The organism is Roseibium sediminicola, from assembly GCF_023156505.1.
GTDB lineage: Bacteria > Pseudomonadota > Alphaproteobacteria > Rhizobiales > Stappiaceae > Roseibium > Roseibium sediminicola.
Map to the genome: position 1 here is coordinate 41,647 of NZ_JALNMJ010000021.1, position 20,287 is coordinate 61,933.

16 protein-coding genes are annotated in these 20,287 nt (G+C 61.4%); 10 read left to right on the forward strand and 6 right to left on the reverse strand.

The genetic code is table 11. The annotated features are described in order from the left end of the window. Window positions 1-72 precede the first annotated feature (72 nt). The 4 genes from iolC to M0H32_RS23130 all read left to right on the forward strand — a co-directional run bounded on the left by iolC (window position 73) and on the right by M0H32_RS23130 (window position 4,482). The gene (gene iolC, locus M0H32_RS23115; protein ID WP_248158014.1) at window positions 73-1,044 is read left to right on the forward strand and encodes a 5-dehydro-2-deoxygluconokinase; all 972 of its coding nucleotides are present in this window, start codon (window positions 73-75) and stop codon (window positions 1,042-1,044) included. 10 nt (window positions 1,045-1,054) lie between these two features. Continuing rightward, entirely contained in the window at window positions 1,055-1,897 is an 843-nt protein-coding gene (locus M0H32_RS23120) for a 5-deoxy-glucuronate isomerase (RefSeq protein WP_248158016.1), read from the forward strand. Next, the gene (locus M0H32_RS23125; RefSeq protein ID WP_248158018.1) at window positions 1,894-2,727 is read left to right on the forward strand and encodes a class II fructose-bisphosphate aldolase; all 834 of its coding nucleotides are present in this window, start codon (window positions 1,894-1,896) and stop codon (window positions 2,725-2,727) included. Before M0H32_RS23120 ends, M0H32_RS23125 begins: the two co-directional genes overlap by 4 nt. Window positions 2,728-2,967: 240 nt before the next feature. Continuing rightward, window positions 2,968-4,482 (forward strand): calcium-binding protein, encoded by a 1,515-nt coding sequence (locus tag M0H32_RS23130; protein WP_248158020.1) that lies wholly within the window; start codon window positions 2,968-2,970, stop codon window positions 4,480-4,482. A 202-nt stretch (window positions 4,483-4,684) separates the two neighbouring features. On the opposite strand, the gene M0H32_RS23135 is transcribed toward M0H32_RS23130, so the two are convergent. Then, a complete protein-coding gene (locus tag M0H32_RS23135) occupies window positions 4,685-4,873 on the reverse strand; it encodes a hypothetical protein (protein ID WP_248158021.1) in 189 nt (62 codons plus the stop codon). Here M0H32_RS23135 and M0H32_RS23140 point away from each other — a divergent pair. Together M0H32_RS23140 and M0H32_RS29665 are read left to right on the forward strand one after the other, a co-directional pair. After that, entirely contained in the window at window positions 4,872-5,291 is a 420-nt protein-coding gene (locus M0H32_RS23140) for a hypothetical protein (protein ID WP_248158022.1), read from the forward strand. The genes M0H32_RS23135 and M0H32_RS23140 overlap by 2 nt on opposite strands. Window positions 5,292-5,798: 507 nt before the next feature. Next, window positions 5,799-8,348, forward strand: coding sequence for an EAL domain-containing protein (locus M0H32_RS29665; RefSeq protein ID WP_248158023.1), 2,550 nt, complete (start codon window positions 5,799-5,801; stop codon window positions 8,346-8,348). 236 nt (window positions 8,349-8,584) lie between these two features. Here the strand turns inward: M0H32_RS29665 and M0H32_RS23150 are convergent, their stop codons facing one another. After that, on the reverse strand, window positions 8,585-10,018 hold the full coding sequence (locus tag M0H32_RS23150) for a glyceraldehyde-3-phosphate dehydrogenase (protein ID WP_248158026.1): 1,434 nt from the start codon (window positions 10,016-10,018) through the stop codon (window positions 8,585-8,587). A gap of 932 nt (window positions 10,019-10,950) precedes the next feature. Here M0H32_RS23150 and M0H32_RS23155 point away from each other — a divergent pair. The 3 genes from M0H32_RS23155 to M0H32_RS23165 all read left to right on the forward strand — a co-directional run bounded on the left by M0H32_RS23155 (window position 10,951) and on the right by M0H32_RS23165 (window position 11,935). After that, on the forward strand, window positions 10,951-11,160 hold the full coding sequence (locus M0H32_RS23155) for a cold-shock protein (RefSeq protein WP_248158027.1): 210 nt from the start codon (window positions 10,951-10,953) through the stop codon (window positions 11,158-11,160). 134 nt (window positions 11,161-11,294) lie between these two features. Further along, entirely contained in the window at window positions 11,295-11,519 is a 225-nt protein-coding gene (locus tag M0H32_RS23160; protein WP_248158028.1) for a hypothetical protein, read from the forward strand. 35 nt (window positions 11,520-11,554) lie between these two features. Then, the gene (locus tag M0H32_RS23165) at window positions 11,555-11,935 is read left to right on the forward strand and encodes a DUF6481 family protein (protein ID WP_248158030.1); all 381 of its coding nucleotides are present in this window, start codon (window positions 11,555-11,557) and stop codon (window positions 11,933-11,935) included. 168 nt (window positions 11,936-12,103) lie between these two features. Here the strand turns inward: M0H32_RS23165 and M0H32_RS23170 are convergent, their stop codons facing one another. Both M0H32_RS23170 and M0H32_RS23175 read right to left on the reverse strand, forming a co-directional pair. Continuing rightward, window positions 12,104-12,829, reverse strand: a complete 726-nt coding sequence (locus M0H32_RS23170) for a response regulator (RefSeq protein WP_248158032.1) — start codon at window positions 12,827-12,829, stop codon at window positions 12,104-12,106. Then, complete coding sequence (locus tag M0H32_RS23175) at window positions 12,826-16,593, reverse strand: PAS-domain containing protein (protein WP_248158034.1); 3,768 nt, start codon at window positions 16,591-16,593, stop codon at window positions 12,826-12,828. The genes M0H32_RS23170 and M0H32_RS23175 overlap by 4 nt, the downstream gene beginning before the upstream one ends. Before the next feature lie 266 nt (window positions 16,594-16,859). On the opposite strand from M0H32_RS23175, the gene M0H32_RS23180 reads away from it, so the two are divergent. Beyond that, window positions 16,860-18,470: a phage tail sheath family protein gene (locus M0H32_RS23180; RefSeq protein ID WP_248158036.1), complete on the forward strand. Its 1,611-nt coding sequence runs from the start codon at window positions 16,860-16,862 to the stop codon at window positions 18,468-18,470. A gap of 18 nt (window positions 18,471-18,488) precedes the next feature. Here the strand turns inward: M0H32_RS23180 and M0H32_RS23185 are convergent, their stop codons facing one another. Both M0H32_RS23185 and M0H32_RS23190 read right to left on the reverse strand, forming a co-directional pair. Beyond that, window positions 18,489-19,793, reverse strand: coding sequence for a TRAP transporter large permease (locus M0H32_RS23185; protein WP_248158038.1), 1,305 nt, complete (start codon window positions 19,791-19,793; stop codon window positions 18,489-18,491). Continuing rightward, window positions 19,790-20,284, reverse strand: coding sequence for a TRAP transporter small permease (locus M0H32_RS23190; protein WP_248158040.1), 495 nt, complete (start codon window positions 20,282-20,284; stop codon window positions 19,790-19,792). The genes M0H32_RS23185 and M0H32_RS23190 overlap by 4 nt, the downstream gene beginning before the upstream one ends. Window positions 20,285-20,287: the final 3 nt, after the last annotated feature.

Here is a 20,287-nt window from a genome sequence, read left to right on the forward strand (position 1 = left end):
ACAACGCCAGGACGCGAATGGCGTGGCTGGCTGCCCGATCAAGATGGGCGTAGTCACGGAGAGGCGATCTGCATGCGTCATGGCCTGACACCACGTTCCAGGTTTCTCGTGCTTGGCCGGGCCGGCATGGACCTTTATGCCGATCCGCCGGGAAGCGCCGCGGAAACGGCAACGCGTTTCGCCGCCGCGCTGGGCGGATCGTCGGGCAATATTGCCGCGGGTCTCGCACGGCAGGGCCTCGCGGTCAGCCTGTTGACCTGCGTGTCCGACGACAGTGTCGGGCGTTTCGTGCGACGTGAATTGGAGCGCTACGGTGTCGACACCACCCACGTGAAAATGCTTGCCGACGGGTCGCGCACGTCGCTTGCGGTGACCGAAACGCGGATCGAAGACACCCAGAACACGCTCTACCGGAACAACGCGTCGGACCTGCTACTGGACGAAGCGCAGATCGCGGAAGTCGATTTCAAGACCTTTGCCGCGCTGGTGGTGACCGGGACGGCGCTGGCGGCGCAGCCCTCCAGACGGGCGACCCTTCAGGCGATGGAGCGGGCTCAGGATGCTGGCGGTCTTGTTGTGCTCGATCTCGATTACCGGCCCTATTCCTGGCCGGGCAGCCGGGAGGCGTCCGACACCTACCGGTCGGCCATCGATCTGTCGGATCTTGTGGTCGGCAACGACGATGAATTTGCCGTTGTCGCAGACGGTTCCACGGAAGGCGGCAGGCTTCTTGCCAGGGAGCTCGGGCGGCAGAAAACGGTTGTCTACAAGATGGGCGAGAAGGGCTCGATTGTCTTCGACGGCGTTGAAAGCTTCGAGACCGGCATCTTCCCCGTGACCGCGATCAAGCCGATGGGGGCGGGCGATGCGTTTCTGGCCCAGTTGCTGGCGTCGCTTGCCGAGGAACGTTCGATGCGGGACGCGGTGCTGCGCGGATCCGCGGCCGCCGCAATGGTGGTGTCCCGGTTCGGATGCGCGCCGGCGATGCCGTCACCCGCCGAGCTTGAGGATTTTCTTCGCCAGACCACCGCGCCGCAGACCTGAGGGGGCCGTGATGCATATTCCACCGTTCGACAATTCCAACAAGGCCATCATCGATGTGGATGATGCGCGGGTGCCGCTGAACTACTTCAACATCGTCAAGCTGACCAGGGGCCAGGCCTTCGACTACGCGGTGCCGGGTTATGAAACCGCAATCGTGCCGGCAACCGGCAGTGTCGACGTGTCCATCGAAGGTGTGGATTTCCCGGCGCTCGGCAAGCGCGGAACGGATGTCTGGGACGGCGAACCAGAAGGCGCCTATGTTCCGTCCGGCGCCAGGGCGCAGCTCGTCTGTGTCAGCGACAAGGCGGAGGTCTTCATTGCGGGCGCGCGGTACGACAAGGTGCTGGAACCCTTCGAGGTCCGCGCGCAGGATATCGATCTGGTGCAATATGGGTCGGACGACACCAAGACCCACCGCAAGATCAAGCACATCCTCGGCACCAGGTATCACGACAAGGTCGGCCGCCTGCTGGTCTCGGAACTGTTCACGGTCGGCCAGGGTGGCTGGTCGGGTTTTCCGCCGCACAAACACGACACCGACAGGCTGCCGGACGAGACCCGCCACGACGAGACCTACAACTTCCGTTTTCGGCCCAACAAGGGTTTCGGGCTGCAGCTGGTCCAGCGCGAGGACGGCGCCGTCGGCGATGCCTATCATATCGTTGATGGTTCGACGATCGTTCTCGACAAGGGCTTCCATCCCTGTGTGGTCGCACCGGGTTACGAGATGTACTATTTCACGATCCTCGGCGGCTTGTCGCAACGGTCCCTGGTGCAGTTTTTCCAGCCGGATCACGCCTGGCAGATCGAGACCATACCCGGCATCAAAGACATGATCGCCAAGTTCAAATGACGGCGGTCAACCTCGCGGAGGTCCTGCGTCCGGCGGCTTTGGGCGGCTATGCGGTCGCCGGACTGGTGGTGCTCGGCTGGGAGGACGGCGTGGCCTTTGTCGAGGCGGCGGAAGAAATCGGGTGTCCGCTGATCCTGCAGGCGGGTCCAGGCTGCAGGGCACACACGCCTTTGCCGGTTATCGGCCCAATGCTGCGCCATCTCGCCGATCAGGCGCGTGTTCCCGTGGTCTGCCACCTGGATCATGGCTATGCAATCGACGAATGCCGCGCCGGGCTCGAACACGGGTTCACGTCGCTGATGTTCGACGGCTCCGCGCTGCCGATCGATCAGAACATTGACCTGACCGCACGGCTCGCAGAAGACGCGCATGCGGCAGGCGCTTCGGTGGAAGGCGAGGTTGGTTTTGTCGGTTATGCGGCGGGCGCTGCATCGCGGTTCACCGACCCGCAAGAGGCAGCCCGCTTCGACCGAGACAGTGGCGCCGACGCCATCGCGATCTCGGTCGGCAATATTCATCTTCAGACCGGCCCGACGGACGGCATCGATTACCGGGCTCTCCAGGCGATCGAGGCCGTTACGACCAAGCCGCTGGTTCTGCACGGTGGCAGCGGCATTCCGCATGCGGACCGGATCCGTCTGGCCGGAGAGACGCGCGTGTGCAAGTTCAATTTCGGAACCGAGCTGCGCCAGTCCTTCGGCAACGCCCTGCGTGCCCAGCTGGAGCAGCATCCGGAGCAGTTCGACCGGATCGACATCCTGTCCGGAACCGTCCCCGCCCTGCGCGCGGCAGCGAAAGCCGTTCTCCGCTCCATCTCCGGGAACGCGTAGACGAGGCAAGGCGGCAGCCTGCCTTTCGCTATGTGTCAGCCTTTTTGCCGTCCGTATCAGATGTATCGGCACACACCGGTCCGACAGGCCGGGTGATACAATTCTTACGTTCTTTCCCTTTCTGTGACGTTCAGCGGATACGTCGATCCCCGATCTTTCTGTCAGTGGGCACCGGGCGCCGGCCCGACTGCGAACCAACCGATTTCGGCCGAAGGCCACGAGACACAGAGGATTGACGACATGACATTCAGATTGCTGACCCCTTATTCCAAGACACTCGGCTGGAATGAAAAACTCGGACCGACCTGGTCCAACTGGATGGACGGTTCGGATGCCGGCGCCTCGGCAACGCCGGACGCACTGACCACAACGCGTGGTGACGACCAGCCGGTTGGCGAGCCGACCTCCGGGCAAGACGACGAAGAGCGATCCGGCCGCCGCGGCGGCGACCTCGCAGGCGGCGCCGACGGCACGCGGACGATGGAGCGTGGTGAAGCTGCGGAAATGTCCTGGTCCTTCGGGGGCTACGGCGGCAACGGCCTTCTCGGTGGTCCTGTGTTCCAGAACGGTTTCGGTCTTGGCCTCGGCGTCTCGCCGGTCAATTTCTGGTTTGACTATGCCGACGAGGACGAGTTCTTCGGCACCAATGGCGTTGACCGGGCCTATGGCCTGTGGGGCGATGACGACATCTTCCTGTTCGACGGCAACGACACGGCTTATGGCGGAGCGGGCAACGACCTTCTCATTGGCGGGCGCGGCAATGACAGGCTTTATGGCCAGACCGGCAACGATGTGCTGTCCGGCGATGTCGGCGACGATTATCTGGATGGCGGTTCCGGCAACGACACTTTGTTGGGCGGTCACGGCAAGGATCTGATCTTTGGCGGCTCCGGCAATGACCGGATCAAGGGTGGCTTTGACCGGGATGTGGTTCGGGCCGGAGACGGCGACGATACGGTTGAGGGTGAAGACGGCAACGACACGCTCTGGGGTGACGACGGCCGGGACACGATCCTGGGCGGCGACGGCGACGACCAGCTCTTCGGCGGCCTTGGCAACGACCTCCTGCAGGGCGGTCAGGGCAATGATCAGATGGAAGGCGGTGCAGGGTCCGACTCCATGGTCGGAGACAATGGCGACGATGTCATGAACGGCGGCGCTGGAAATGACATGATGTCCGGCGACAATGGCCAGGACCTGATGACCGGCGGCGACGGCAACGACACCATGGATGGTGGTGCCGGCAATGACGACATGGAAGGCGATGCCGGTAACGACACCATTCATGGCGGTGACGGCAACGACATCGTCAAGGGCGGTGCCGATGCCGACTGGCTCTATGGCGATGGTGGCAACGACTATATCCATGGCGGCGCCGGCAACGACCACATTTATGGTGGTGCCAATACAGCGGGCGACATCGGCGACTACCTGCATGGCGGTTCCGGTTTCGACGTCTTCTATTTTGCCGATGGCGACAGTGGCGGCGCTTCGGACCCGATGGACGTGATCGGCGACTTCACCCAAGGCGGCGACCTGATCGTTGTCGAAGGCTTCTTTGCGAACTTCCTTGGCGAACAGAGCGGGTTTTCGAATGCGCCCGGCGCCGAGGCCTATTACGAGCAGAGCCAAAGCGATGAATTTGGCGACGTCACCAATGTCTATGTCCGGGACGGTTTCGGCCTGAACGTGGACCTGTCCTTCCAGGTTCTCGGTCATGTCGACCTGACGGTGAACGACCTGTTCCTGGTCTGACTTTTCATACACTAGTCACCCGAATCTGAAGTTCGTCTTATTTCCCGGCACACTCGGAACGAGCTTCAGATTCAAAAGGGTGACTAGCAAGCATATGTTTCTAGTGTGGTTTTCGAATTTGAAATTCACTTCGATGGTCGCTGCAACAATGAGGCGAATTTCAAATTCACCACACTAGGTGGCGGTGGCGACTGCCACCCGATCATTGCTCCGTAAACTGCCGCGTTTGAAGGCCAAGGTCTTCGGCGCCGCTTTTTTGTTTGGCAATGGCGATGAATTGAAATGCCGCTGATACAGTTGAAATCTTTTGCGAAATCAACCAGATAAGCAGGGCTCCTATCTTCCTGGTGTCAGCAGAGAGACTGACGCAACCAAGATGGAGAAAACGCATGAAAGTGAAAACCACCCTTTTGACCGCTCTGGCGGCATTGGCAGTCGGCACGGTCGCTTCCGTGACCCTGCCGGTCGCAGCCCAGGCTGCTGATCGCACCGTTACCTGCAACGACGGCACAGTCTTTGATTTCGGTCCGGACGATGCGATCGGCAACGAAGTTGCCTGCGCCAATCACGGCGGTGTCAAGCCGGCTTCGCCGTTCAAGGCAAGCAAGATCAAGGCCCGTGGCATGACGGTCAAGCCGGCCAAGCCGGTGCGTGTTTCCGGCAATGGCGCTCAGCAGAATGCCGTTCCGGACGGGTCCTATGGCGGCAAGAACAAGGCCCTTGCCTGGTCCGCCGGCTGTTACGCCGAGTTCGGCCCGAACGCCACCCACCCGGATGACGCGCTTCTGCAGAAGTGCCTCGGCAACTGAGAGCCGGCCAAGGTCATGATCTGACCTGACCGTTCAAGATAACCCCGTGTTTCCGAGGAAACGCGGGGTTTCCTTCTGGGTGAAACAGGTTTGTTGCGCGAACGACCACTTGCTCGATGAAATAGAAACCGGCGCGAGCCCTCTTTCCGCACAGTTTCTACACGTCTACGTCTCTGTTTATTTTTACGTATTCATGCTTGTCTAACCCATACGCTCTACACGAGAGTGAAGAGTGTTGAGGAAGGCATGCGGTTCGAGGCGCTAAAAAGCAGTTTTCTGGATCTGACCAGCGATCCCATTGCGATCGGGCATCTGAGCCCTGGCGCGGACTGCGTGCGTCCCGTTTATCTGAACAAGGCCTTCGCGGATACATTCGGTTTTGGGCTCGATGATATGCCCGCTCAGTCGGGTGAAAACTGGTTTCCCTCTGACGGGATTGAAGTTCCCCAAACAACGGACGTTCGGCTTTCCCGGTCTGATGGCGGAGAAATTTGGGCAAGCCGGTCGGTGTTCCTCGTCGAGGATGACGAGGGCGGTGGTCATTATGTCTGCGCCAGCTACCGTGTTCTTTCCGAGGCTGGCGGCGAGGACCGGTATGCGCGACTGGTCGCAGCGCTGAACGCCTATCCGGACCCGATCGTCATTTTCGACCAGGATCTGAAACTGGTCTTTTGCAATGACGGTTATGCAGCGTCCATGTCGGACGATCCGCGGGAGCTATCGGAAGGCATGCATCTCAGGGAGGTGCTGGAACTGGCCGTGCGCGACGGACGCTATCCGGATGCGGTTGGCCGGGAAGAGGACTGGATCAACAGGATCCTTTCGCCCGAGTTCCTGGAAAGCCGGTGGGAAGATGTCGAACTCGATGGCGACGTCCATCACCGCCTGTTGCGCTCCCGCAGCTCTTTTGGCGACCATGTCGTCATCCGGCTGAATTCGACCGAGTTGGTCCGGCAGAAGCGGGCAGCGGAGGCGGCGCAGGCGCGCCTGATCGCCGCCCTCAATGCCTATCCGTCGCCCTTCGTGATCTACGATTCCGACGATTGCCTTGTGGTCTGCAACGACGCCTATCGTGCCTCGATGTCGAACGATCCGTCGGATCTTAAAGTCGGGATGCACCGGACCGAGGTGGGCCGTATCGCCATCCGCGCCGGCAAGATCGCCAATGCTATTGGCCGCGAAGAAGAATGGATGTCCGATGAACATCAACAGGCCGAGCTGGCGAAACCTGTTCAGGATCTGGAGCTTCCCGGCGACGTGCATCACCGGTTGCTGCGCTCCCGCGTCGAAAACGGCGATCTGGTCATCTTGCGGATCGACACCACCGAGCTGGTGCGTCAGCGCCGGGCGCTAGAGGCCGCACAGGACCGTCTGGTGTCGGCGATCCGGGCCTATCCAGATCCCTTCGCGATCTACGATGTCGACCTCAAGCTTATGGTTTGGAATCCGGCCTACGAAGAGGCAATGGCCAGCAACGACGGACCACTCAAAGCAGGCACCAGGCTGAAGGACGTCCTGAGAGGCGTGGCCTGGTCTGGCAGGATCCCGGCCGCAGTCGGCCGCGAAGAAGAATGGGCGGAGGAGTACGCCGCGTCGCCGCGCCTGACGGCACCGGGGATCGAAGACATCGAGCTGGCGGACGATCAGCATCACCGCGTGGTGCGCTCGCGAACCGAAAATGGTGAGTTTGTGGTCCTTCGGCTGAATTTCACAGAGGTCGTGCGTCAGCGCCGTGCCCTGGAGCAGGCAAACCGCGAGATCACGCATATGGCGCTTCACGACGACCTGACCGGTTTGGGGAACCGCCGATATCTGGCACAGAAATTCGAGGAGCTTGAACAAGCGCGCCTTGAGAGCGGTGGAGAAATTGCAGCCCTCCATATCGATCTCGACCGGTTCAAGACAATCAACGACACGATGGGACATGCTGCGGGCGACGAGGTGTTGCTGACGATCGCCCGCCGCATCCTGAGACACATCGGGCCTGAGGACAGCGTCGCCCGGATCGGCGGCGATGAATTTGTCATCCTGATGCCAATCGCCGGTGACAGCCGCAGGCCGGAACAGTTGGCCGAGACCCTGCTTGCGGATCTGGCGCGACCGCTTCTCTTCGAAGGCAAGGAATGCCGGTTTGGCGCGTCTGTCGGCCTGGCGCGCACACCGCTCGCTCGGCCCGATCAGCTGCTGACGACGTCCGATCTGGCCCTTTACAAGGCCAAGCGTCAGGGCAGGGGCCGTCTCGGGATCTTCGACCGTTCCGACCTGGAAGAGGTTCAGCGCAACAAGGCGCTGGCAGATGATGTCTTGCGCGCGCTTGAGGCGGGTGAATTCGAGCCGTTCTACCAGCCGATCGTCGATGCCAAGTCCGGCCTGACCGTTGCCATTGAGACACTGGCGCGCTGGCGTCACCCGAGCAAGGGTATCCAGCTACCGGGCACGTTTTTGCCCATCGCTACTGACCTGAATGTCGCCGCGGATCTGGACCGGCAGGTGTTCGAACGGGCGATCGCCGAGTGCCAGCAAGCTTTCGGCCGCTGGTCCCGGCCGCCGTCGCTGTCGTTCAATGTCAGCGAGGACCGCATCAATCCGGGCACGATGGAGACGATCCGCCGGCAGGTGGCCGGTTATTCCGGCCAGGTCAGTTTCGAACTTCTGGAAACGATTTTCCTGGAGGAGCAGGATGACGACTTCCTGGAGCGCCTCGGTCAGCTGCGCAAGCTCGGCATCGCCATCGAGGTCGACGATTTCGGCAGAGGCCGGGCGTCGGTGGTTGCCCTGCAGCGCATCAACCCGGACCGGCTGAAGATCGACCGCCGCCTGTCGGCGCTGGTCGGCAGCGGCAGCAGCGGCCTGCGCCTGCTCCGCTCGATCATCGAGATCGGCCACGCGCTGGAACTGGGTGTCACCGCCGAAGGCGTCGAAACCCGTGAACAGGCCGACATCCTCGCCGGCCTTGGCTGCGACCGCCTGCAGGGGTTCTATTTTGCCCGGCCGATGGCGTTTACGGATCTAATGCGGTTTCTGGAAGAGCCGGGGCAGAGGCGGCAGGAGGCGTGAAGCGGGCTAAGCTGTGAACGCCATCGGAAAGACACCGGTGGCAAGGTGTGTCGCTGACCGGAACCGGGTCTTGAAGTATCGCTACGGACTTCATGGCCGACGGGACAAATCTGACGGGAGTAGAGCACCCTCTTCACGCAGACACCAGTGCGGGGCCTGGTCAAACAGGGCCGGTGGTCGCTACAAACAAAGGGGCCAGGACATGGCCTGGCCCCTTCAGGTCGTTCACGTCAATTTCAGGCAGGGACCGACGGGTATTTCATGCCGGCGACTTCCTGCATCAGGCGGATCACCTGGGTGCTGTAGCCCGCTTCGTTGTCGTACCAGACGTAGAGAACCAGACGGTTGCCGTCGACGATGGTGGCTTGGCTGTCGACCACGCCGGCATGGGTGGAGCCGACCAGGTCGGAGGAGACCAGCTCGGTCGAGGACGTGTAATCGATCTGGTCCTGCATCGGCGACTGCACGGAAACGCCGCGCAGGTAGTCGTTCATTTCCGCAGCCGTCGTCTCGCGCTTGAGGTTCAGGTTGAGGATGGCCATCGAGACATTGGGGATCGGCACCCGAACTGCGTTGCCGGTCAGCTTGCCCTTCATTTCGGGCAGGCATTTTGCCACGGCGCTTGCGGCGCCCGTGCTTGTCAGCACCATGTTCAAGGGCGCGGACCGGCCACGGCGGTCGCCGCTGTGATAGTTGTCGATCAGGTTCTGGTCGTTGGTGAAGGCGTGGATGGTCTCGACGTGGCCGTTCTCGATCCCGAACTCGTCGTTGATCACCTTGAGCACCGGGGTGATCGCGTTGGTGGTGCAGGAGGCGGCGCTCAGGATGTCGTCGTCTTCGGTGATGTCACCGTGGTTCACGCCATAGACGACATTCTTGATGTTGCCCTTGCCCGGGGCGGTCAGAATGACCTTGGACGCGCCCGGGCATTTCAGATGCTGGCCAAGGCCGGCCTCGTCGCGCCAGATGCCGGTGTTGTCGACCACCAGCGCATTCTTGATGCCGTATTTGGTGTAATCGACCTCGGCGGGCGAACTGGCGTAGATTACCTGAATATAGTTGCCGTTGGCGATGATGGCGTTCTGCTCTTCATCCACCGTGATCGATCCGCTGAAGGCGCCGTGGACGGAATCCCGCCGCAGCAGGCTGGAGCGTTTTTTCAGATCGCCGTCCTTGCCACCGCGCACCACAATCGCACGCAGGCGCATCTTGTTGCCGGCGCCGACGCGTTCGATCAGCATGCGGGCGAGCAGGCGGCCGATGCGGCCGAAACCGTAAAGAACGACGTCTTGAGGTTCCTGCAGGATGGAGGTCTTGCCGGTGTTGATGCTGGCAAGCTGCTCTTCCAGGAAGCTCTTAACGTCGCCGCCCTTTTCCATGTAGCCGTGGCACAGTTTGCCGAGATCGACACGGGAGGCGGCAAGGTCCATCTCGAGCATCGCCTTGACGATGTCGAGGCTCTTGGAAACTTCCAGCTCCTGGCCGGTGATCTGCAGGGAATAACGGTGCGCCTTGATGATCTCGATGGCGGAATTGTTCAAAAGCCGGCGTCCGAAAATCCGGATGTTGATGCCGTAGTCGCGGTAGAGATGACCGACCAGCGGGATCATCTGCTCGGCGGCGGATTGCTGTTCCTTCCAGTTATCGAAGTGATTATCCATAGCCGCCATACCCAACAACTCCTTATGGTCTTTCCAGCGCATTAATCGGCAAGTCTTTCGCCTGCGCCCGGTGTTTATCTCCAGTGCAAACGCAATGTCCATAAGCCGTTTGAAGGCTAATCGATTGAAATATGGGAGAGATGTATTTAGCGACGTTCCGGCCACAGGGAAGGTCGCATCAGGAACACTGCCGGGTACCGGAAATTGGCGCGGGTAGACTTGGTTTGAGCTCAACAACAGAGGGCCGGGCCGGGCTGATCGCGGACATCATTGGATGAGGCCGTTGGGGTCGGCTTGCGCCGCTTTCAGAAGGTCTGCTTTCAGATGCGGAGTGTTGATGACTGCCGTTCCGCATCCGGCCCATTTAAGCGTTCTGAGTGTTTGCGAGTATTTCCAGGTCGGCCAATCCTGAAGGGCAGGTCTTTCGGTCCCGGCCCGATGTGGACACTGACCTAATTCAAGGCCTCGCCGCGACTTACCTGCCGCAGCGTTAGAACAAGGAATAAGTGCTGACTGATGCTGATCGCACAGGGTAAGGAATGCCAAAACCGGAAAACTGGCAGGACTGCGAGACCAAGGTGTGCGATGCCATGAGCCAGCGCTGGAGGAGTGTGAATTGGCGATGGGGCTCAATGCCGGTCGGCGCCGCAGGTTATTGAATTTGCATATGCCGGAGGGCACAGCTGTGGAGCCGATCCAAAGCTGGCACCTTGGACCAGCCTGTGTCGCGACTTTTGCAAGTGAAATTTTTTCCCTCATCTAAAAGTTGACATCTTCCCTGAAAACCCATAGAGACGATCCATCGATATTTTCTTGCTGAGCTATGGTTGCAACGCGATTAGCACCGCGTTCTGAGCGAAACTCCCTTTAAAGCATCGTTTTCATCAGCCGCGAGCCCTTGGCTCGTCGGTTCCTCTCTCTATGCTATGAAAGGGTTCATCATGACCACTGGCACAGTAAAATGGTTCAATTCCACCAAAGGCTTCGGCTTCATTCAGCCTGACAACGGCGGCCCGGACGCATTTGTCCACATCACCGCTGTCGAGCGTGCTGGCATGCAGGAAATCGTTGAAGGCCAGAAAATTGGCTACGACATGGAGCGTGACACCAAGTCGGGCAAGATGTCCGCCTGCAATCTGCAGGCCGCCTGAAAGATCCGGACTCTGCTTTCCCTTGACCACGGATGTACTGGCACTGTCGAAAGCATGAGACCAAGTGAGGTCAGGCAAGTTGCCTGGCCTTTTTCGTAGCTGCTCACCGGGGAGCGTCCTCCACGAGGAAAGCCATGACCGAGAATTACAGCAAGGTCCGCCAGCGGGCTGAAGTTGCTTTTGGTAAAACCCAGTCGCAGTTCTTCGAACGCCAACGTGCAATTGAAGACCTGAACTCGATCGTAATCGCCCGCGAAGAAAAAACCCAGAGGCTGCGAGAGGCTCGGCTTGCCAAAGAATTGCAAGACAGCGTGGCCTCGGCAACCAAGCCCGTTTCGAAACGTGCAAAAAGTCTTTAAGTCGCTAAGCGTAACCCATCAAATGGAATTGAGATTTGAAAAATATTAAAAACAACGAACACTCCGACCGCCGCAGCGCTGCGGCAGATGCAAAGGCAGCCCTAGTTGAGGCCTTTCGTGCCGCAAAGGAAGCTGCCGAACCGACCCGCGAAGCCAGACAGACGGAGCGGCGCTTGATTGCGGAAGCTCGTGATAAGCGCCGTGTCGAGCGCGAGCAGGTGAAGCTTGACGAACGTAATCGTGTTGCCGCTGAAGCTGCTGCACGAGATGCCGCCGTTGCTGCTGCAGCCAGAGCTGAAATCGATGCGCGCGAGTTGGCTGACAAGAACCGTATCGAACGCGTCCTGCAAGACGAAGCAGCCCGCAAAGCTGAACGCGACCGGCGCTATGCAAATCGAAAAGCCCGTCAGGCCTGAAAGTGTCCTGACGCGAAAGTCGTCGATTGGTCGTGCCTATTGGAGCAGTTGTGCGGAACGGGTAGATTATTCACTTTCAGTCTACGATCAGATCGACACGATCTTCCGGCTGCGTCACTATGACAGCGCAAAGCACCCGTTCCTTCCAAATCCGCTTGCGCGCGCCCCTCAATCAAACACATACCCGATCCCCCGGACCGTCCGGATCGTTTCCGGCTTGGTCGGGTTCATCTCGATCTTGCGGCGCAGCCTTGAGATGCGCAGGTCGATGGAGCGGTCGAAGGGTTCCCAACCCTTGTCATGGGCCTGTTCCAGGAGCTGGTCGCGGTTTAGGACGCGGCCGCGGTTTTCGGCGAAGACGCGCAAAAGGCTGAATTCCATGGCGGTGATGGCAATCTCGTCGCCGGTGGATGCATAAAGCTTGGCGCCGTCGAGGTCGAGGCGGCAGGGGCCGAAGGGGACCGTGCCGGTCTGGCGGTCCTTTTGCTGCTGCTCGGCGCCGGCGAAGGTCTGGCGGCGCAGGGCCGCCTTGATGCGGGCTTCCAGTTCGCGCAGGTCCACCGGCTTACCGACATAGTCATCGGCGCCCATTTCCAGTCCGACGATCCGGTCGACCACTTCGCTCGCCGCCGTCAGCATGATCACCGGCACGGTCGAGCTGGCGCGCAGATTGCGCAGGGCCGTCAGGCCGTCGGTGCCGGGCATGTTGACGTCGAGAATGATCAGGGCGGGCTCCAAGGTTTCCAGGAGCTTCGCCATTTCGTCGGCATTCGGCGCTTCGGACACCGCGTAGCCGCGTTCGCTCAGGTATTCGGCGACCATCTCGCGCAGATGAGGTTCGTCATCGCAGACCAGAATCTGTTTTTGCGCGAGGTCCAAAGAGGGGCTTGTCATGATGTCTGGTCTCCGCCGCTGAGCGTGCGCACGAGGTTTGCCAGATCCTCTTTCAGGATCGGTTTTTCGATGAAGGGCCGGCCGCTGGCGGCCAGGAAGCGGTCAACCGCCTTGCCCATGCTGTCGCCGGTGATGAAGCCGATGCGGCCGGTATAGCTGGGCAGTCGTTCCTGGAGGACCTTGAAAAAGGCCTCGCCGTCCATGCCCGGCATCTTGAAGTCGCTGAGGATCAGGTCGAACGGGCTGCGCGACAGCAAGCTCAGCGCCTCGCGCGCATCGGTCACACGCGTCGCCCGGCAGCCGAGATCCGTCAGAAGGTCGGAGATCAATTCGCCGACATCCGCCTCGTCGTCGACCACCAGGACGCGCTTTTGATCGAGACCCTCACCGGGTGCTGCCGTCTCCGGGGCTTCGCCGGCCTCCGGCTTGACGGCCTTGAGCTTGACAAAAAAGCGTGTGCCTTCACCCGGTGTGGAGGTCACCTCCAGCAGGCCGCCATGGGTGTCGATGATGCGGTGGCTGAAGGCAAGGCCGACGCCGGTGCCTTCGCCGACTTCCTTTGTGGTGAAGAACGGCTCGAAAATGCGCGCCAGAATGTCCTCGGCAATGCCGGGGCCGTTGTCGCTGACTTCGAGCACACACCGGTCGCTGTCGACATCATAGGAGGAGGCGAGGGTGAGGGTGCCCGCTTGACCTTGCGGCGCAAGGGCATGCTCGGCGTTGACGATCAGGTTGGACACCACCTGGATGAGCTGGTCGGCATCACCGGAGATCGCCGGCAGATCCTCGTCCAGCCGGGTGACGACATGTGTGCCGTTGGCGCGCAAGCCATAGCCGGCGACGTCCAGGGCAATCGTCGCGATTTCATTCAGAGAGCAGGGCTCGATCAGAGCCGGCCGCTGGCGGGCCATGGCGAGGAAGGTCTTGACGATGCGGGCGCTGCGGTTCGCGGCTTCGGCAATGCGGTCGACACGCTTGGAAAGCACAGGATCCTCCAGCCGGCCTTCCAGCATCTGGGCATAGCCGACAATGATCGACAGCGGGTTGTTGAGTTCATGGGCAACGCCGGCGAGCAATTCGCCGAGGGCGGAGAGTTTCTCGCTCTGGTGGGCGATGTCGCGCTGCTTCTGCAATTCGTCCTGCATGGCGAGCAGGTCGGAAATGTCCCGTGTCGAGGAGACAATGACGTTCTCGCCCTTGTAATCGGTGACGCGGGCGGCCGTCAGGCCTTCCATGATCGAACCGTCGGCGCGGCGGAACTGAACCCTGTAATCGTCGAGCTCGCCCGTCGGCAGAAGGGCGTCGAGATAGCGCCTGCGGTCGTCGGGAGAGAGGAAGAAGCTCAGGGTGGAGTCGATCTTGCCGAAGCGCTCGCGCGAGGCCGGCGGGCAATAGATGATCTTGCCGTCCTCGATGCGCGAGACCAGGAAGTTGGCCGGGCAGGCCTCGACGATCTTGCGCAGCAGAAGGTCGGCCTCGCGCTGCTCCTCCTCGGCGCGACGCTGCTCGGTGATGTCGATGAAAGAGACCAGAAAGCCGTCGAGTTCGGTCTGGTGTGCGGAGGCCAGGAACACGCGGCCATTGCCGAGGGTGATGGTTTCCTTCTTGGCATAGTGGCGCACCAGCCGGTCGAGCTCGGCCATGTAGGCCTGTTTTTCGACGCCCTCCGGCACCAGCATGACTCCGGCGTCAATCAGCCGGTCCATGATGCCATTGAGGTTCTCACCCGGGTCCGGGGCGACGATGCGGCTGAAGAACATCTCGTCGTAAAGCTTATTGCCGAGCACGAAATTCAGGTCCCGGTCGAACAGGACCAGGCCTTCGTCGAGCGACTGGATCGCGTCGTTGAGGGTCTGCAGGCTGCGGCTTTCGGCTTCCTTCAGCGCAGTAATGTCCGTGACAACCACCACCCGGCCATTGTCCTGGGTGATGGCGCGCTCGACCAGATAATGACGGCCGTTGCGAAAGCTCACCTCCATCGGCGCCAGAGTGTCGCGCTGGCGCTTGACCGCCTCGCCGAACAGCTGTGCCGCCTTGCCGCCGACGGGCTGGCCGGCGACGGTGGCAATTTCGGGAGAGAGCACGTCGATGCGCTCGTCGCCGCTAAGGTTCAGGATCTCGTCCGCGGTCAGGTGGAAGGGGGCGGCAAAGGCGTCGTTGCAATGGGTGAAGCGGCCGTCGGCCCCCTCGATGGCGACCCCGACCGGCAGCCGGGCGACCGCGTCGGTGAACAGCCGCTCGGCGCGCAACTGGTCGGTGACGTCCTCGATGGTGAGCAAGCGGCCCTGAAGCGCGGTCTCATAAACGTTGCCGACAATCTCGCGGCCCTGGTTGTTGGGTACGGAAAAGCCCTTGGCCGCATGGCGGATCATCCGGTCGAGCTCGTCGAGTACCTCCTTGCTCGGCGTCCAGGGCGGCAGCGGGAACAGGCCGGTGGAGATGGCCCCGGCATGGATCTCGCGCATGGTCCGGCCGGGCACGAGCAGGTCGCCATTGGGATCGCCGATTTCCCGGAACTTGGCGTTGGCGAAGACCAGCCGCTCGTCGTCGTCGACCAGCGCGATGCCGAAATCCACGCCCTCGATGGCGCCATGCATCAGGGCACGGGCGCGGGCTTCGGCGGTGCGCTGCTGGGTGATGTCGAGCACGGTCGCGACAATGCCGCCTTCGGCAAGGCGCGCCAACGTGATTTCCCGCTGGGAGCCGTCGGCAACCTCGATCTCGACCTTGAGGCTGCCCTTGGTGTCGAGCGTCTTGAACAGTCCAGGAAGCCCGCCTTCCGGACCGCGGACAAAGGAAATGTGGCCGCTACCGATTGCGCTGCCGATGATCTCCTGCATCGGCGTTCCAGGCACCAAAAGGCGCTTGTGCGGTCCCAGCATGTCGGCATAGCGGCTGTTGGCGAAGACCAGTTTCTTGTCCCGGTCGTACAGCACGAAGCCTTCTTCCAGCGCCTCGACCGCGCCGCGCAGGCTGGCATTGGCCCTGTCGGTTTCCGCGCGCAGGGCATAGGCTTCGGTGAGGTCGATGGTGGTCGAGACGATCACGTCCTCGCCGCGGTAGCGGATCAACCGGGCTGACAATTGCGAGGGAAACACCGTGCCGTCGGCACGTTTTCCCTCAACGAACATGTCGTCGACACGGCCGTTCCTGCGCAAGGCCTCCAGATAGCTGTCCCGCTGGCTGAGGTCTTGCCAGTGGCTGCGCGCAGTCTCCTGACCGCCGAACAGGGTCTCGGAGGCGGACGAGCGGAACAGCACCTTGCCGTCGTCGAAGCGCGACATCAAAAGGTTGGCCGGACAGGCCTCGATCACTGTTTTGAGGAGGTCCGCCGAAGCCCGATCGGCGGAGGCGGCCTGGCGCCGCTCGGTGTCATCCAGGATGGAGAGAAGGGTGCCGCCGTGGCGGGTCTCGGTCGCCGACAGCAACAGGACCCGTCCATTTGCTAGCCAGAGTTCCGTGTCCCGGGACTTTTCGCCAAGCACCTGCAGAAATACCTCTGCTGCCGGAATGCCGGCGGCGTTGAGCGCAGCGCCTGAAGCCAAATGGGGCAGCACGGCCTGTGCCGGAGCGCCCGGAACCGGCCGGTCTCTTTCTCCCAGGTTGAAAAGATCCAGAAAACGGGCATTGCAGGTCTGGAAGCGCAGGCCGTCGTCAAACAGGGCGAAACCTTCCCGCAAGGCGTCGACGGCCTCTTCAAGCAGCTGCCGGTGGACCCGATCCTCCCCGGTCCCGGCGATTTTGTCCTGCGTTTGCTGCAACATCTTTCCCCTGCCTGCCAAGCTGAAGATACAGCCCGCACACCATCCGTAAGGCCAAGATTTTTCAGTTTGGCCTTGGCGAGTGTATCAATTGTATCAGGGCGGAGAAGCCGGAAAGGAACGCGTTGTCCGCCCGGAAAGCGGGTCGTGTACCGGGACGTTGCCTCGTGCTAGGAAACGATGTCGCGTCAAGATTGCGTCCTTGCTGTAGCACTGCTTAAGATCGCGCTCACGGCTTGCCGGAGATCATCAATCAAGGAGCATGCGTCATGGTTGCCACGTCTATCAAAACGCCTGGTGTCTACGTGACCGAGATGGACGCATTTCCGCCGTCGATCATCGGAGTCGAGACCGCCGTGCCGGCCTTCATCGGCTATACGGAACAGGCGAACATTCAGGGGAAGCCGGTCTATCTCAAACCGGTCAAGATCACTTCCTTGCGCGAATTCACCGAGATTTTTGGCCGTGGCTTCAAGGCGGCGGTGGTGATCAAGAGCGTCGATACGAAAACCGTCCGGTCCCAGCCGGATTGCTACGATGTCTCCATCAATGATGCGAACGGCAACACGCTCTACTATTCAATCGGCCTGAAGGACGAGAAACGGTTCAACCTCTTTGCGAGCATGAAGCTGTTTTTCGATAATGGCGGCGGCACCTGTTACGTGGTCTCGGTCGGCGACTACACCGATGACGGCGCGGAGCCCGGCGGCGCCGGCATCAGTCCGGACAAGCTGAAACAGGGCCTTGCGGAGATCGCGGAGGTCAAGGGGCCGACGATGCTGGCGGTTCCCGATGCCGTCCTCCTGAAGCCGGACGATGCGGCAAAACCCTGGGCGTGCGAAGCCTACTATGCGTTCGTGAAGCAGATGATCGCGCAATGCGGCGCGCTGCAGGACCGTTTTGCGCTGCTGGATGTCTATGGCACGCAAGCGCTCGATCAATCCGATCCCGCCGTGTTCGAAAAATCCTTGGCAGCGACCATTGCCGAATTCAGAGACGGGATCGGCCAGGACGACCTGTCCTACGCCGCTTCCTATTTTCCCTTCCTGAAGACCACGACCTATCCGGTCTCAGGCATCGACTACACCTGGTTCGACCCGTCCGCGCTGTCCGAGGTTCTGGGGCTGCAGGCAGCAAACCTTTACCGTGGTGCCAACCTGACAGCGGTGCAGAAGATGATTGCCGAGATCGACCCGGACACCGGGCCGACCGGCGCGGAGGACATTGCCCGCCTGAACGAAAGCCTGAGGAATGCATTGCCGGTCCTGAAGGAGATGGAAGATCAGGCGGCGCGCGATCTCGGCATCCTGCCGCCGAGCGGCGCCGTGGCGGGGGGGTATACGCAAGTGGACACCACGGGAGGCGTCTGGACCGCGCCGGCCAATGTCGCGCTGACATCGGTGATCGCGCCGACCGTCACCATCAACAACGAGATGCAGGAAAATCTCAACATGCCGCTGGACGGCAAGGCCGTCGATGCCATCAGGATGTTTCCGGGCCGGGGCACGCTGGTATGGGGCGCGCGTACGCTGCTCGGCAACAGTCAGGACTGGCGCTATATCCAGGTACGGCGGACTGCCATCTATATCGAACAGTCGATCAAGCAGGGGCTGATGCCCTTTGTGTTCGCGGCCAATGACGGCAAGACGTGGTCCACGGTGGTGTCCGCCGTTTCGAGTTTTCTGCAGCAAGTGTGGGCGCAGGGCGGCCTGATGGGTGCGACAGCCTCGGAGGCCTATTCCGTGGAATGCGGTCTCGGCTCCACCATGACCGCCCAGGACATCCTGGACGGTTACATGATCGTGCAGGTCCGGCTGCAACTCGTGCGTCCGGCCGAATTCATCGTACTCACCTTCAAGCAGAAGATGGAGGCGGCATAGGGTTATGTAATTTGCTGGCTAATTATACATCGCGTTGGGCAAGAGCAGCGCGATCCCGGGGAAGGCGACGATTAGGGCGAGGGTGACGATCATCGCCAGCCAGAACGGCATGATGCCGGCGAAGATGGTCTCGATCCTGACATCCGGCACGACGCTCTTGACGATGAAGACATTGACGCCGACGGGGGGCGAGATCAGGCCCATTTCCAGAACCAGGACCATGACGACACCCAGCCAGATCGGATCGAAGCCGAGCCCGATCACCAGCGGGAAGACAATCGGCAGGGTGATCACCAGGAGGGATAGCCCCTCGATGAACATGCCGAGAATGACATAGCCGAGCAGGATCAGGGCAAGCGTGCCGTAAGTGCCAAGAGCGAGCCCGGTCATGGCTTCGGCGATGCTGGCCGGCAGATGGGACAATGCCACGAAGGGCGCGAATACATTGGCGCCGACCAGAATGAAGAAGGCCATGCCAGTGGTTTTCAGCGTCTCCGAACTGACCGAATAGAGCGTTGCAGCCGTGCATTTGCCGCGCAGAACCAGCATGAGAAGGGCGAAAAAGGCACCGACGCCTGCTGCCTCCACGGGCGTGAAGAAGCCGGTATAGATGCCGCCGATGGTGATGCAGATGATGACGCCGATCCCGGTTGCCCGGACGAGCGCAACGAGCTTTTCCTTCAGGGAGAATTTCGGGCCGCGCGGACCTTCCTCTGGCCAGAACAGGGTGACGCAGGCAATCGCCACCAGGAACATGCCCGTGAGCAAGAGGCCGGGCAGCACGCCGGCCATGAACAGCCGGCCGATGCTTTCCTCCGTCAGCACCGCGTAGACGACAAAGCCGGTCGAGGGTGGGATCAGGATGCCGAGCGTTCCGCCCGCGGCAATGGACCCGGTGGCAAGCCGGTCGCCGTAGTTGAAGCGGCGCATTTCCGGATAGGCGACCTTGCCCATGGTGATGGCGGAGGCGAGCGACGAGCCGGAGAGGGCGGCAAAGCCGGCGCAGCCCATGACGGTGGCCGCGGCGAGGCCACCCTTCAGGTGGCCGATGACCTTGTGCGCCGCCTCGAAAAGATCGCGGCTGAGGCCGGCGGCGGAGGCGAGATTGCCCATCAGGATGAACAGCGGAATGATGCTCAGTTCATAGACGGTGACGGTGGCGAAGATCTGGCCGCTCAGCGTGAAGGCGGCGGCCTGGAAGCCGGACAGGGCAACGGTGCCGGCAAAGCCGACCACCAGCAGCGAGATGGCGACAGGCGTACCGAGCCCGAGCAGGACAAACAGGGCGAGGAATCCCAGAAAACCGTAAAATTCGGGGCTCATTTCAAGAGTCTCTCCACCAGCAGCACGAGCGCCGAAAGCGCGCAGCCGAAGGCGATGGCGTAATAGGACGGGCCGAAGGGCAGTTGCAGCAGCAGCGTCGTCTCGCCGAAAAGGGCGGCTTCCTGTGCGTTCACGAAGGCGCGCCAGCCGAGATAGGCGAGGATGCCGGCACCGAGCGCCGTCGTCAGCCAGTCGAGCGGGCGCTGAACCGCACGCGGCAATCTGGCAACCAGCGTGTCGATGGCGATCAGGCGCCCGGACAGGACGCAAAGCGGCAGGCTCAGGGCAACGACGAAGGACAGAAGGATCTGGGCGTAGTCATTGGCGCCGAAGATCGGCCGGTTGAAAAAGGAGCGGAGCAGGGCATCGGAGACCGACAGGCCCATCAGGAGGAAGAGGCCGGCGGCTCCCAAAAGGATCAGCGGGACTTCAAGCACGGACCTCCAGCGCGCCGTGGGCGCGCCGGAGGATCCCAGGTTTTCAAGCTGCATGGG

Excerpts from the sequence above, each read along its gene's own strand:
- iolC (WP_248158014.1), top strand. The coding sequence starts at position 73 with ATGCGTCATGGCCTGACACCACGTTCCAGGTTTCTCGTGCTTGGCCGG.
- M0H32_RS23120 (WP_248158016.1), top strand. The coding sequence starts at position 1,055 with ATGCATATTCCACCGTTCGACAATTCCAACAAGGCCATCATCGATGTG.
- M0H32_RS23125 (WP_248158018.1), top strand. The coding sequence starts at position 1,894 with ATGACGGCGGTCAACCTCGCGGAGGTCCTGCGTCCGGCGGCTTTGGGC.
- M0H32_RS23130 (WP_248158020.1), top strand. The coding sequence starts at position 2,968 with ATGACATTCAGATTGCTGACCCCTTATTCCAAGACACTCGGCTGGAAT.
- M0H32_RS23140 (WP_248158022.1), top strand. The coding sequence starts at position 4,872 with ATGAAAGTGAAAACCACCCTTTTGACCGCTCTGGCGGCATTGGCAGTC.
- M0H32_RS23135 (WP_248158021.1), bottom strand. The coding sequence starts at position 4,873 with ATGCGTTTTCTCCATCTTGGTTGCGTCAGTCTCTCTGCTGACACCAGG.
- M0H32_RS23150 (WP_248158026.1), bottom strand. The coding sequence starts at position 10,018 with ATGGCGGCTATGGATAATCACTTCGATAACTGGAAGGAACAGCAATCC.
- M0H32_RS23155 (WP_248158027.1), top strand. The coding sequence starts at position 10,951 with ATGACCACTGGCACAGTAAAATGGTTCAATTCCACCAAAGGCTTCGGC.
- M0H32_RS23160 (WP_248158028.1), top strand. The coding sequence starts at position 11,295 with ATGACCGAGAATTACAGCAAGGTCCGCCAGCGGGCTGAAGTTGCTTTT.
- M0H32_RS23170 (WP_248158032.1), bottom strand. The coding sequence starts at position 12,829 with ATGACAAGCCCCTCTTTGGACCTCGCGCAAAAACAGATTCTGGTCTGC.
- M0H32_RS23175 (WP_248158034.1), bottom strand. The coding sequence starts at position 16,593 with ATGTTGCAGCAAACGCAGGACAAAATCGCCGGGACCGGGGAGGATCGG.
- M0H32_RS23180 (WP_248158036.1), top strand. The coding sequence starts at position 16,860 with ATGGTTGCCACGTCTATCAAAACGCCTGGTGTCTACGTGACCGAGATG.
- M0H32_RS23185 (WP_248158038.1), bottom strand. The coding sequence starts at position 19,793 with ATGAGCCCCGAATTTTACGGTTTTCTGGGATTCCTCGCCCTGTTTGTC.
- M0H32_RS23190 (WP_248158040.1), bottom strand. The coding sequence starts at position 20,284 with ATGCAGCTTGAAAACCTGGGATCCTCCGGCGCGCCCACGGCGCGCTGG.